Origin of the sequence: Streptomyces macrolidinus (assembly GCF_023887685.1) — a bacterium.
Classification (GTDB): domain Bacteria; phylum Actinomycetota; class Actinomycetes; order Streptomycetales; family Streptomycetaceae; genus Streptomyces; species Streptomyces macrolidinus.
This window is the reverse complement of the sequence record NZ_JAMWMR010000002.1, coordinates 164,181-176,396: the sequence shown is the minus strand read 5'-3', so window position 1 is coordinate 176,396 and position 12,216 is coordinate 164,181. Positions and strand designations below refer to the sequence as shown.

The 12,216-nt window shown below is 72.6% G+C and carries 14 protein-coding genes; 11 read left to right on the top strand and 3 right to left on the bottom strand.

Going from position 1 to position 12,216, the window contains the following annotated elements; all coding sequences use genetic code 11:
• The first annotated feature begins 48 nt into the window (after positions 1-48).
• The 3 genes from NGF19_RS03010 (at position 49) to NGF19_RS03000 (ending at position 2,693) form a co-directional block, all read left to right on the top strand.
• On the top strand, positions 49-1,062 hold the full coding sequence (locus tag NGF19_RS03010; protein ID WP_252421941.1) for an ABC transporter ATP-binding protein: 1,014 nt from the start codon (positions 49-51) through the stop codon (positions 1,060-1,062).
• Between the two features lie 91 nt (positions 1,063-1,153).
• Entirely contained in the window at positions 1,154-1,972 is an 819-nt protein-coding gene (locus NGF19_RS03005) for an ABC transporter permease (protein ID WP_308288441.1), read from the top strand.
• 34 nt (positions 1,973-2,006) lie between these two features.
• Entirely contained in the window at positions 2,007-2,693 is a 687-nt protein-coding gene (locus NGF19_RS03000) for an AAA family ATPase (protein ID WP_252421940.1), read from the top strand.
• A 367-nt stretch (positions 2,694-3,060) separates the two neighbouring features.
• Here the strand turns inward: NGF19_RS03000 and ybaK are convergent, their stop codons facing one another.
• The 3 genes from ybaK to NGF19_RS02985 form a co-directional block, all read right to left on the bottom strand.
• The gene (gene ybaK / locus NGF19_RS02995; RefSeq protein ID WP_252421938.1) at positions 3,061-3,567 is read right to left on the bottom strand and encodes a Cys-tRNA(Pro) deacylase; all 507 of its coding nucleotides are present in this window, start codon (positions 3,565-3,567) and stop codon (positions 3,061-3,063) included.
• A 55-nt stretch (positions 3,568-3,622) separates the two neighbouring features.
• Complete coding sequence (locus NGF19_RS02990) at positions 3,623-4,363, bottom strand: LON peptidase substrate-binding domain-containing protein (RefSeq protein ID WP_252421937.1); 741 nt, start codon at positions 4,361-4,363, stop codon at positions 3,623-3,625.
• A gap of 119 nt (positions 4,364-4,482) precedes the next feature.
• Positions 4,483-5,997 (bottom strand): oxidoreductase, encoded by a 1,515-nt coding sequence (locus NGF19_RS02985; protein ID WP_252422217.1) that lies wholly within the window; start codon positions 5,995-5,997, stop codon positions 4,483-4,485.
• A 460-nt stretch (positions 5,998-6,457) separates the two neighbouring features.
• Here NGF19_RS02985 and hisD point away from each other — a divergent pair, with 460 nt between their 5' ends.
• From hisD to hisF, 8 genes are read left to right on the top strand one after another with little or no spacing between them, the layout of a single operon-like run.
• Entirely contained in the window at positions 6,458-7,783 is a 1,326-nt protein-coding gene (gene hisD / locus NGF19_RS02980; RefSeq protein WP_252421935.1) for a histidinol dehydrogenase, read from the top strand.
• Complete coding sequence (locus NGF19_RS02975) at positions 7,780-8,889, top strand: histidinol-phosphate transaminase (RefSeq protein ID WP_252421934.1); 1,110 nt, start codon at positions 7,780-7,782, stop codon at positions 8,887-8,889. Before hisD ends, NGF19_RS02975 begins: the two co-directional genes overlap by 4 nt.
• Positions 8,886-9,488 carry an imidazoleglycerol-phosphate dehydratase HisB gene (gene hisB, locus NGF19_RS02970; protein WP_252421933.1) on the top strand — a complete coding sequence of 201 codons (603 nt, stop codon included), beginning with the start codon at positions 8,886-8,888 and terminating at the stop codon, positions 9,486-9,488. The genes NGF19_RS02975 and hisB overlap by 4 nt, the downstream gene beginning before the upstream one ends.
• A gap of 4 nt (positions 9,489-9,492) precedes the next feature.
• Positions 9,493-9,657, top strand: a complete 165-nt coding sequence (locus NGF19_RS02965; protein ID WP_252421932.1) for a CG2302 family histidine operon protein — start codon at positions 9,493-9,495, stop codon at positions 9,655-9,657.
• Positions 9,654-10,301: an imidazole glycerol phosphate synthase subunit HisH gene (gene hisH, locus NGF19_RS02960; protein WP_252421931.1), complete on the top strand. Its 648-nt coding sequence runs from the start codon at positions 9,654-9,656 to the stop codon at positions 10,299-10,301. Before NGF19_RS02965 ends, hisH begins: the two co-directional genes overlap by 4 nt.
• A gap of 3 nt (positions 10,302-10,304) precedes the next feature.
• The gene (priA, locus tag NGF19_RS02955; RefSeq protein ID WP_252421930.1) at positions 10,305-11,030 is read left to right on the top strand and encodes a bifunctional 1-(5-phosphoribosyl)-5-((5-phosphoribosylamino)methylideneamino)imidazole-4-carboxamide isomerase/phosphoribosylanthranilate isomerase PriA; all 726 of its coding nucleotides are present in this window, start codon (positions 10,305-10,307) and stop codon (positions 11,028-11,030) included.
• Positions 11,027-11,434: a RidA family protein gene (locus NGF19_RS02950; protein ID WP_252421929.1), complete on the top strand. Its 408-nt coding sequence runs from the start codon at positions 11,027-11,029 to the stop codon at positions 11,432-11,434. Before priA ends, NGF19_RS02950 begins: the two co-directional genes overlap by 4 nt.
• Before the next feature lie 25 nt (positions 11,435-11,459).
• On the top strand, positions 11,460-12,215 hold the full coding sequence (hisF, locus tag NGF19_RS02945) for an imidazole glycerol phosphate synthase subunit HisF (RefSeq protein ID WP_252421928.1): 756 nt from the start codon (positions 11,460-11,462) through the stop codon (positions 12,213-12,215).
• The last annotated feature ends 1 nt before the right edge of the window (position 12,216 follow it).

The window sequence follows — 12,216 nt, the reverse complement described above, 5'->3', positions numbered from 1 at the left end:
CGGCCCCGGGAACCGCCGACCACGCGGCACCCCGTACCCTCGTCCCTTGTGAGTACGCGCCCCGCACCGACGAATCCGCAGCATCGCGAGGTCGTGTGCGTACGCGGACTGACCAAGACCTATCCGGCGGTACGGGGCCGGCGCGGCGCGCCCGGGACGCCCGAGGTACGGGCCACCGACGACGTACGGCTGGACATCCGGCGCGGTGAGATCTTCGGGCTGCTCGGGCCGAACGGCGCCGGCAAGTCCACCCTCGTACGGCAGCTCACCGGGCTGATGCGGCCCGACCGCGGCAGCGTCGAGATCCTCGGACACGACATCGTGCGCCACCCCGAGCGGGCCGCGCGGATCCTCGCCTACCTCGGGCAGGAGTCCACCGCCCTCGACGAACTGACCGTCTCGCTCGCGGCCGAGACCACCGGGCGGCTGCGCGGGCTCGAACTGCGGCGGGCGCGCGAGGAACGGGACGCCGTGCTCGACGAACTCGGGCTCGCGCCGATCGCCGCACGGCCGCTCAAGAAGCTCTCCGGCGGCCAGCGCCGGCTCGCCTGCTTCGCCGCCGCGCTGGTGGGGGAGCGACCGCTGCTCGTGCTGGACGAGCCGACCACCGGGATGGACCCCGTCGCCCGGCGGGCCGTCTGGGCCGCCGTGGACCGGCGCCGGGCCGAGCGCGGGACGACCGTCCTGCTGGTCACCCACAACGTCATCGAGGCGGAGACCGTCCTCGACCGGGTCGCCGTCCTCGACCGGGGTCGCGTCATCGCCTGCGACACCCCCGCCGGGCTCAAGGAGCGGGTCGCGGGCGAGGTGCGGGTCGAACTCGTGTGGCGCGAGCGCGCGCCGCTGGAGGTGCCCGAGATCGCGGCGCTGCGCGACCGCGCCGCCGAGCACGGGCGCCGCTGGTCGCTGCGGATGGCTCCCGAGGAGGCGCGGGCGACCGTCGCCGCCGTCACCGGGGGCGCCGCCTTCGCCGCGCTGGACGACTTCACGCTGGCCACGCCGAGCCTGGAGGATGTCTATCTGTCGCTCGGCGGCAGCGGGCAGGGGCTGGTGAAGGCATGAGCGCGCCGGGATCCTCGGATCCTCGGGGGAGTGGAAGGGGCGCCGCGCACAGGGGAGACGCGGCGGCAGACGTGAAGAGGAGCAGCACGACGTGAGTGTCGTACCCGCGAAGGCTCTGCCCAGGCCCGTGGCGGCGGCGGGCGGCGCCGGGGACGAGGCCCCCCTCGGGCCGCGGGCGCGACTGTGGCCGTCGCTCGCCGCCGTGTACCGGGCGCAGTTGTCCCGCGCGCGGGTCGCGCGGATCCCGTTGCTGTTCGTGGCGACCTTCCAGTCGATCGGCATCATGGTCATGATGCGCGGCGTCGTGGACGGCGGCGGTGACGCGCGGTCCGTGGTCGCCGGGTCGTCCGTGCTGGTCGTCGCCTTCGTCGGACTGAACCTGCTGGCGCAGTACTTCGGCCAACTGCGGAGCAGCGGCGGGCTCGACCACTACGCCACGCTGCCGGCGCCGGCCGCCGCGGTGGTGCTGGGCGCGGCAGGGGCGTACGCGTCCTTCACCGTGCCCGGGACGGTCGTGACCGCCGTCTTCGGAAGCGTGCTGTTCGGGCTGCCGATGGGACACCTGTGGGTGCTGGCGGCGGTGATCCCGCTCGCCGGGGCCGCGCTCTCCGGACTCGGGGCCGCCCTCGGGCTGCTCGCGCCCCGGCCCGAACTGGCCACGCTGCTGGGGCAGTTGGGCATGTCGGCGGCGCTGCTGCTCGGGGTCCTGCCGGCCCATCGGATGCCGGAGGGCGTCCAACTCCTGCGCGATCTGCTGCCGTCCACCTACGGCGTCGAGGCGTTCGCCCGGACCTTCGACCCCGACCCGGCCTGGGCGTCCGTCCTCGGGGACCTCACCGTGTGCGGCGCGGTCGGGGTGGCCTCGCTGGCCCTGGCGACCTGGGCGTACCGCAGGGCGGCCGTCCGATGACGCAACTGACAGCCGTGTTTGGCAGGATGTGAAGGTGACCGCTCCGTTGACTCCGCCTCCGCCGCCGCACGAACAGCGCCCGCCGTCCGCTCCGGACACGTGGCAAGCGGCGCCCGCCCCGTCGGTCCTGGGGCCCGCTCCGCACGGTGCCACGGCGCTGTATCCGCACGACGGTCCCGGGATGGGCACCGAGCTGCGCGAGGCGGCCGTCATCACGGTGGTCTCCGCGGTCGCCGGGGCGCTCCTCGGGCTGCTGTGGGCATGGCTGGCGCCGCGCGTGCCGCTCGTGGGCGCGGTGGTCGACAAGAACTGGGTCGTCTATCTGAAGGACACCGAGGGGGAGCAGGCCATCGGGGGCGACGGCACGTTCGTCCTGCTCGCGCTCGGCTTCGGACTGGTCGCCGCGCTGGTCGTCTTCCTGGTCCGCAGGCGCGGCGGGGTGCCGCTGGTGGTGGGGCTCGCCCTGGGCGGACTGCTCGGGTCGCTGCTCGCCTGGCGGCTGGGCATCCTGCTGGGCCCCTCGAAGGACGTGCTCGCGCACGCGAAGGCCGTGGGCAAGGGCGTGACGTTCCCCGCGCCGCTGAAGCTGGGGGCGAAAGGCGCGCTGCTCGCCTGGCCGGTGGCCGCGCTGGTGGTTCACCTGGGCCTGACGGCCCTGTTCGGCCCGCGGGACCCGGACCCGTACGCGAAGCCGTACGAGCACGGGGCGCCGCCCGCCTAGGTTCGTCCCTCCTCCGAGGGCGCCGGGGCGGCGGAGAGGCCGCCCGGCGCCGGGGTGAGCGGCGTGGTCACGCCGGACGGTGGCCGTGGTTCGAGTGGCCCTTCTTCGCGCGCCATGCGCGCTTGCGTGTCCTCTTCGACATATCTCCGTACTAGCGGAGGACGGCCCGTCCGTCGAACGCAGGGGCTTGCCGAGGTGAGGTCCTAGTGCCCCGGCAGGCAACGTTTGCCCGTCAGGAGCGGCGTCCGGTGCGTGCTCTCGGTGTGCCGGACGGAAGCCCTCGTACTGGACGTACGTGGGCTTTCGTCCGGTGCGGCGAGAGTACGTGCCGGGCGTCGCGACGGGGCGAGCGTTGCCTGCCGGGGCACTAGCCCCGGCCGATCGGTGCCAGTGCCGCCTGGGTGAGGCGGGTCAGGTCCGACGGGGACAGTTCCACCTCCAGGCCCCGGCGGCCCGCCGAGACGCAGATCGTGGCGTGCGTCGAGGCCGAGGCGTCCAGCACCGTACGCAGCTTCTTGCGCTGGCCCAGCGGGGAGATGCCGCCGCGCACATACCCCGTCGTGCGTTCGGCGAGCGCCGGGTCCGCCATCGCGGCCCGCTTGCCGCCCACCGCCGTCGCCAGCGCCTTCAGGTCCAGCGAGCCCGCCACCGGGACCACGCCGACCACCAGCGCGCCGTCCACGTCCGCCACCAGGGTCTTGAAGACCCGGTCCGGTGACACGCCCATCGCCTCGGCCGCCTCCTCGCCGTAGGAGGGGTGCGACGGGTCGTGGTCGTAGGAGTGCACCGTGAACTCCACGCCCGCCGCGGTCAGCGCCACCGTCGCCGGGGTGCCGCCCGCGTTCTCCCGCTGCTTCTTCGCCTTCTTGGCCATGGGCCCGCTTCCTCTCCAACGGCTCGGTCGGCTCGGTCGGCCGATCGGCCCCGCCTCAGTTGAGGCTCGTCGGCCCGCGCGTCAGGTCCGCCGCGGGCAACGACGGCAGACTACGGATGATCGACGTCTCCGTGCGCAGGAGTTTCAGCTCGTCCCGCAGCCGGGAGGACGTGTCGGGCGCCTGCAGCAGCCGCTGCCGCGTCGGCGTGTCCAGCATCACCGCCGCGGCCACCAGATACGACACCACCGACGGCTCGTCCGGCAGCTCCATACCGGACGCCAGGGTGCGCTCGCGCGCGCCCGCCAGCCGCTTCTGGTACTGGCGGAACGACCGCAGCACCCCCTCGGCCAGCGCGCCCGCCTCGTCGCCCGGCTCCTCCGCCAACTCCTCGACCTCGGCCGTCAGGTACGCGCCCGAGGCGTCCACCGACAGCAGACGGATCCGGGTCGTGCCCGTCGCCAGCGCCTCGAAGGTGCCGTCGGTCCGCTCCCGGATCGTCGCCGCGTCCGCGATACAGCCCACCGCGTGGAACGCCTTGGCCGGGTCGGGGCCGAAGCCCGCCGCGGGGCCGCGGGAGGGCAGCACCGTCGTGTCCGGCATGCCGGGCTCGCTCGGCGCGACCTCGTGGCCGTCGCGGATGGCGACGACGGCGAAGCGGCGCGGTTCGTCCTCGGGAGTCTTCAGCAGATCGCGCATCAGGGCGCGATAGCGCTCCTCGAAGATGTTCAGCGGGAGCACGAGCCCGGGGAACAGCACCGAGTTCAGGGGGAAGAGCGGGAGCCGGACGGTGGTCACGACCCGAAAGCCTAATGGTCCCGGGCGGGACTGCGTCCGGTGTGGTCGCCGCGCGCACGCCGTACGGAGCCGGTGGGCCGCCCGCGGAGCAGGCCCGGACGGCCTTCCCAGCGGCGCCCTCAGCCGCGCCGCAGCAGCCGCGTCGCGCCCGCCGCGACCGTCGTCGCGAGGGTCCAGCCGAGCAGGATCACCGCCGACGCCACCCACTGCCAGCCCTTGCTCAGCCGCCACTCGCCCGCCTGGCCGAGATCGATGACCGGCAGCAGCAGGTCCAGCGCGAGCAGGGCGGGGTTCCACGCCGGATGCCCGCCCTTGTCGACCGGCGGATGGCTCGCGTGCGAGAACGCGACCGACGACGCCGCCCACAGCACCGCCATCCACACCGCCGCCCGGCCGGGCCGGTAGCCGTAGGCGACGGTCCAGTCCTGCGCGTACCCCCACAGCTTCGCCGCGAGCGGAAGCGTCTCGCGCCGCCGCCGCTGCTTGGCCAGCAACACCTCGCGCGCGTCCTCGTCCTCCCCGCAGGTGCGCAGCACGCTCGCGAGCCGCTCGTACGGCTCCGGGTTGTACTCGGCGGTCGCCGCCGCCACCCACGCGAGCCGCCGGGCCAGCGGGAAGGCGTCCTGCGGCACGAGGTTCTCGTAGGCGAAGCCGCCCATGTGCAGATTGCCGAGGCCCGGCCAGCTCGCCCACCGGTCGACCAGGTTCACCGTCCGCGCACCCGACATGATCACCTTGCCGTGCTCGGGCCGGTCGCCGAGGAAGCGCAGCTCGGGTGTCTGGACCCGGCGCAGCGACAGCTCCTGGTCGTCGTCGAGGACGAACCGGGCCCGGTCCAGGTCGACGGCGTCCCCGAACCGCCCGTCGTCCAGCCGGACGCCGCCCCGGCACTCGAAGTACTGCACCCGGGTCCCGCGCGCCGGTGTGGTGCCGCTGGTCAGCAGCGGATTGCCGACGGCCGCCGGGGTCAGATACAGGGTCCGCTCGACGGTCAACTGGGGGGCGTTGAGCGCCAGCCGGGTGTACGGGTTGTCCAGCCGGGCGCCGCGCAGGCTCAGCGAGACTCCGACGGTGGCGCTGCGCAGGCTCATCTCGCCGTGCGACTCCAGCATCTCGGCCTGGAGGTCCTGCCCGACCGTCAGCCCGTCCGCGGTGATCGAACGCCCGCGCCGGTCGCGGTGGACCACGGCCTGGTTGAGCAGGAGGTCGGTGCCGATATGGGCGTCGGTGAGCCGGACGCCGCCCTGGAACCGGCAGCGCGGCAGATGCAGATCGCCCTCCGTGTGCACCCGCGCCGCCTCCAGCCGCGGCACCGAGCAGTTCACCAGCCGCAGCGTGGTGAAGCGGGCCTCCGGCAGCAGGACCTCCTTCTCGAACCGGCAGCCCTTCAGCTCCACGTACGGCAGGATCGTGCCGCCCGCGAGGTCCAGCGTGTCGGCGATCCGCACCCCGGTCAGCTTCAGCGACGAGACCCGGCCCGCCAGCGCGGGCGGCCCGTCCAGCAGCAGCCAGGCCACGATCCGCGCCCGTACGGTGCGCTCGGACCCCCAGGGGTGGCCGCCGTGCGGATCGTCCACGGCCGTGTCCCCGGCGCGCAGGTCGTACACGGTGCCGTTGCGGAAGGCCTGCCACATCCCGGCCTCGGCGGCGGTCAGCTCGTCCGGCAGGTCCCCCCTGCTGAAGGCGGAACTCTCGGTCACGGCGGTTCCCTCCTCCCTGGCTACCGGTGGGTGTGTACGACCGTGATGCCCGTTGTGTGACGGGCCGAACGCCCTGGGTGAAGGGGATCTTCCGGGTGCCGTACGGGGCCGGTGGGATTCGGCCACGGCCCTCGCACCGCCCGCCGCCGGAATCCGGCCGCGCGGACCGCCGGATCCGGTCATCGTGTCCGGCGACACACCCGCGCGAGCCCCGGCCGCGACACACGCGAGCCGTCGCCGGGCGCCGCAGGGCCGAGCGCGGTGCGGCCCGTGTCCTGCCCGGTCGCGCGGGCGCGCCGCCCGGACCCCGGGGCACCGCCGGTCCGTCCGCGTCACGTATCAGCCACTGATACGGCCGTCCGGCCTTTCCACGCCGTCTGAGAGAATTGGCCCTGTGATCTCCCGAATCGATCTGCGCGGCGACGCCCTCCCCGAGGGCCGCGCCCTGCGTGACCTGCTGCCCCGAGCCGACTTCGACGTATCGGCCGCCCTGGAGAAGGTGCGTCCGATCTGCGAGGACGTGCATCATCGCGGCGACGCGGCACTGATCGACTTCGCGGAGCGGTTCGACGGCGTACGGCTCACGTCCGTCCGGGTCCCGGCCGAGGCGCTCGGCAAGGCGCTCGACGGACTCGACCCCGCCGTGCGCGCGGCCCTGGAGGAGTCCATCCGCCGCGCCCGCGTCGTCCACCGCGAGCAGCGCCGCACCACGCACACCACCCAGGTCGTCCCCGGCGGGTCGGTCACGGAGAAGTGGGTCCCGGTCGAGCGTGTCGGGCTGTACGCGCCCGGCGGCCGGTCCGTCTACCCGTCCTCCGTGATCATGAACGTCGTGCCCGCGCAGGAGGCAGGCGTCGAGTCGATCGCGCTCGCCTCCCCGCCCCAGGCCGAGTTCGACGGCCTGCCCCACCCGACGATCCTCGCCGCCTGCGCCCTGCTCGGCGTGGACGAGGTGTACGCGGCGGGCGGCGCGACCGCCGTCGCGATGTTCGCGTACGGCACCGAGTCCTGTGCGCCCGCCGACATGGTCACCGGCCCCGGCAACATCTGGGTCGCGGCGGCCAAGCGCTACTTCACCGGCCGGATCGGCATCGACACGGAGGCCGGTCCCACCGAGATCGCGGTCCTCGCGGACGACACCGCCGACCCGGTGCACGTGGCGTCGGACCTGATCAGCCAGGCCGAGCACGACCCGCTGGCGGCGGCCGTCCTCGTCACCGACTCGGTCGAACTGGCCGACGCGGTGGAGAAGGAGCTGAAGCCGCAGGTCGAGGCCACCAAGCACGTCGAGGACCGGATCCGCCCCGCGCTCGCGGGCAGGCAGTCCGCGATCGTGCTCGTGGACGGCGTCGACGAGGGCCTGCGGGTGGTCGACGCGTACGGCGCGGAGCACCTGGAGATCCAGACCGCCGACGCCGTCGCGGTGGCGAACCGCGTACGGAACGCGGGCGCGGTCTTCGTCGGCCCCTGGGCGCCGGTCTCCCTCGGCGACTACGCGGCCGGTTCCAACCACGTGCTGCCGACCGGCGGGTGCGCCTGCCACTCCTCGGGCCTGTCCGTGCAGTCCTTCCTGCGCGGCATCCACATCGTCGACTACACCCGCGACGCGCTCGCCGACGTCGCCTCCCATGTGGTGACGCTGGCGGAGGCGGAGGATCTGCCGGCGCACGGCGCGGCGATCAAGGCAAGGTTCGGTTGGAAGGTGCCTGAGAGCAAGTGAGCTTCGGAATCGACGATCTTCCCGTACGGGACGAGCTGCGCGGCAAGTCCCCCTACGGCGCCCCTCAACTGGACGTCCCCGTACGGCTGAACACCAACGAGAACCCGTACCCGCTGCCCGAGCCGCTGGTCGAACGGATCGCCGAGCGCGTGCGCGAGGCCGCCCGTGGGCTGAACCGCTACCCGGACCGGGACGCGGTCGAGCTGCGCACCAAGCTCGCCGAGTACCTCACGAAGACCGGCAAGTACCCGGTCACCGCCGAGAACGTGTGGGCGGCCAACGGCTCCAACGAGGTCATCCAGCAGTTGCTGCAGACCTTCGGCGGACCGGGCCGCAGCGCGATCGGCTTCGAGCCGTCGTACTCGATGCACGCGCTCATCGCGCGCGGCACGGGCACGCGCTGGATCTCCGGCCCGCGCAGCGCGGACTTCACGCTCGACGTGGCCGCCGCCGGGCAGGCGATCGCCGAGCACCGGCCGGATGTCGTCTTCCTCACGACCCCCAACAACCCCACGGGGAACGCGCTTCCCGTCGAGACGGTCCTCGCCCTGTACGAGGCGGCGCAGGCGGCGAAGCCGTCCATGGTGATCGTGGACGAGGCGTACATCGAGTTCAGCCACGGCGACTCGCTGCTGCCGCTCCTCGAAGGTCGGCCGAATCTCGTCGTCTCGCGGACCATGTCCAAGGCCTTCGGCGCCGCAGGTCTGCGCCTCGGCTATCTCGCCGCGCACCCCGCGGTCGTGGCCGCCGTCCAGCTCGTACGGCTGCCCTACCACCTGTCGGCCGTCACGCAGGCGACCGCGCTGGCCGCCCTGGAGCACACGGACACGCTGCTGAAGTACGTCGAGCAGCTCAAGTCCGAACGGGACCGGCTGGTCACGGAGTTGCGGGCGATCGGCTGCGAGGTCACCGCGTCCGACGCGAACTTCGTCCAGTTCGGGCGGTTCGCCGACACCCAGGAAGCCTGGCGGAAGATCCTCGACCGGGGCGTCCTGGTCCGGGACAACGGAGTACCGGGGTGGCTGCGGGTGTCCGCGGGAACCCCCGAGGAGAACGACGCGTTCCTCGACGCGGTACGTGAGCTGAAGAAGGAGCAGGACGCATGACGCGCGAGGGTCGCTTCGGAAGAATCGAGCGCACGACCAAGGAGACGTCGGTCGTCGTGGAGATCGACCTCGACGGCACCGGCAGGACCGAGATCTCCACGGGAGTCGGCTTCTTCGACCACATGCTGGACCAGCTCGGCCGCCACGGTCTGTTCGACCTGACCGTCAAGACCGAGGGCGATCTGCACATCGACACGCACCACACCATCGAGGACACCGCCCTCGCGCTGGGCGCCGCCTTCAAGCAGGCGCTCGGCGACAAGGTGGGGATCTACCGCTTCGGCAACTGCACGGTCCCGCTGGACGAGTCGCTCGCCCAGGTCACCGTCGACCTGTCCGGCCGCCCCTATCTCGTGCACACCGAGCCCGAGAACATGGCCCCGATGATCGGCGCGTACGACACCACGATGACCCGGCACATCCTGGAGTCCTTCGTCGCCCAGGCCCAGATCGCGCTGCATGTCCACGTGCCCTACGGGCGCAACGCGCACCACGTCGTGGAGTGCCAGTTCAAGGCCCTCGCGCGCGCCCTGCGCTACGCGAGCGAGCGCGACCCGCGCGCTGTCGGAATCCTCCCCTCCACGAAGGGTGCCCTGTAGAGCCATGAACGGTTTGTCGACCGTCCTGATCGTCGTCGGTCTCTTCTTCGTCGGCGGCATCATCTCCTTCGCCAAGCAGAAGATGCCCAAGAGCCTCATCGTGCTGCTGTCCATCGGCGCGGCGATGTGCCTCGTCTCGGGCGTCCTGCGGCTGGAGGTGTGGAATTGAGCAGCCCGCTGACCAAGCGGGTCGTGGTCTTCGACTACGGCTTCGGCAACGTCCGCTCCGCCGAGCGCGCCCTCGCGCGCGCGGGAGCCGAGGTCGAGATCACCCGCGACTACGACAAGGCGATGGCCGCCGACGGCCTGCTGGTGCCCGGCGTCGGTGCCTTCGCCGCCTGTATGCAGGGCCTGAAGCGGGCGCGCGGTGACTGGATCATCGAGCGGCGGCTGGCCGGCGGGCGCCCGGTGATGGGCATCTGCGTCGGCATGCAGATCCTGTTCGCGCGCGGCATCGAGCACGGCGTGGAGAGCGAGGGCCTCGACGAGTGGCCCGGCACGGTCGCCCCGCTCGAGGCCGACGTCGTGCCCCACATGGGCTGGAACACCGTCGAGGCACCGGAGGGCTCCGACCTGTTCGCCGGTCTGGACGCGGACGCCCGCTACTACTTCGTCCACTCCTACGCCGTCCACGACTGGCAGTTGGAGACCCACAGCCCGCTGATGCAGGCCCCCAAGGTGACCTGGGCGACGCACGGCAAGCCCTTCGTGGCGGCCGTGGAGAACGGCGCCCTGTGGGCCACGCAGTTCCACCCCGAGAAGTCCGGCGACGCCGGAGCGCAGCTCCTCACCAACTGGATCGGAACCCTGTAGACCATGGCCAAGCTCGAACTCCTCCCCGCCGTCGACGTCCGTGACGGTCAGGCCGTCCGCCTCGTCCATGGCGAGTCCGGCACGGAGACCTCGTACGGCTCTCCCCTGGAAGCCGCCCTCGCCTGGCAGCGGGCGGGCGCCGAGTGGCTGCATCTGGTCGACCTGGACGCCGCGTTCGGCACCGGGGACAACCGCGCGCTGGTCGCCGAGGTCGCGCAGGCGATGGACATCAAGGTGGAGCTGTCCGGCGGCATCCGCGACGACGACACCCTGGCCGCGGCGCTGGCCACCGGCTGCACGCGCGTGAACCTCGGCACGGCCGCCCTGGAGAGCCCCGAGTGGGTGGCCCGGGTCATCGCCGAGCACGGTGACAAGATCGCGGTCGGTCTCGACGTACGCGGCACGACGCTGCGCGGCCGTGGCTGGACCCGCGACGGCGGCGACCTCTACGAGACGCTGGAGCGCCTCGACAAGGAGGGCTGCGCGCGGTACGTCGTCACGGACATCGCCAAGGACGGCACGCTCCAGGGCCCGAACCTGCAGTTGCTCAAGAACGTCTGCGCGGCCACGGACCGGCCGGTGGTCGCCTCCGGCGGGGTCTCCTCGCTCGCCGACCTGCGGGCGCTCGCCGACCTGGTGCCGCTCGGTGTCGAGGGCGCCATCGTCGGGAAGGCCCTGTACGCGAAGGCGTTCACCCTGGAAGAGGCCTTGGAGGCTGTGTCGCCATGACGTCCGAAGCCGTACGGCGCGTGCAGAGCGGAAGTGTCTGGGAAGAGAACTTCGGATACGCGCGCGCCGTCGCGGCGGGCGACCGCGTGCTGGTGGGCGGCACCAGCGCCTTCAAGGGCCCCTTGCTGTACGGCGAGGGGGACCCGTACGAGCAGGCCAAGGTGGCCTTCGCGAGCGCGGTCGAGGCGATCGGCGCGTTCGGGCTCGGCGTCGAGTCCGTGGTCCGTACGCGGATGTATCTGGCGCACCCCCGGGACGTGGACGAGGTGGGCCGGGCCCACAAGGAACTGTTCGACTCGGTGCGCCCCGCCTCGACCCTGCTGGTCGTGGAGGGATTCGTCGACCCGCGCATCCTGGTCGAAGTGGAACTGGAAGCCTTCCGGGGTCGGCACCCCGAAGACTGAGAGCGTGTGAAGGAGCCGTGGATTCATGACCCTGGCGGTCCGAGTCATCCCCTGCCTGGACGTGGACAACGGCCGGGTCGTCAAGGGTGTCAACTTCCAGAACCTGCGCGACGCGGGCGACCCCGTCGAGATGGCCAAGGTGTACGACGCCGAGGGCGCCGACGAGTTGACGTTCCTGGACATCACCGCGTCCTCGGGCAACCGTGAGACGACGTACGACGTGGTGCGCCGCACCGCCGAGCAGGTGTTCATCCCGCTCACGGTCGGCGGCGGCGTCCGTACGGCCGAGGACGTGGACAAGCTGCTGCGGGCGGGCGCCGACAAGGTGGGCGTCAACACGGCCGCGATCGCCCGCCCGGACCTGATCCGGGAGATCGCCGAGCGCTTCGGCCGCCAGGTGCTGGTGCTGTCGGTGGACGCGCGCCGTACGGAGTCCGGCTCGTTCGAGGTGACCACCCACGGCGGTCGGCAGGGCACCGGTATCGACGCGGTCGAGTGGGCGCACCGGGCGGCCGAGCTGGGCGCGGGCGAGATCCTGCTCAACTCCATGGACGCGGACGGCACCAAGGACGGCTACGACCTGGAGATGATCACGGCCGTACGCAAGCACGTGACGGTCCCGGTCATCGCGTCCGGCGGCGCGGGCAGGCTGACCGACTTCCCCCCGGCGATCGAGGCGGGCGCGGACGCGGTGCTGGCGGCGTCGGTGTTCCACTTCGGCGATCTGCGCATCGATCAGGTGAAGCGGACGCTGCGGGAGGCGGGTCACCCGGTGCGGTGAC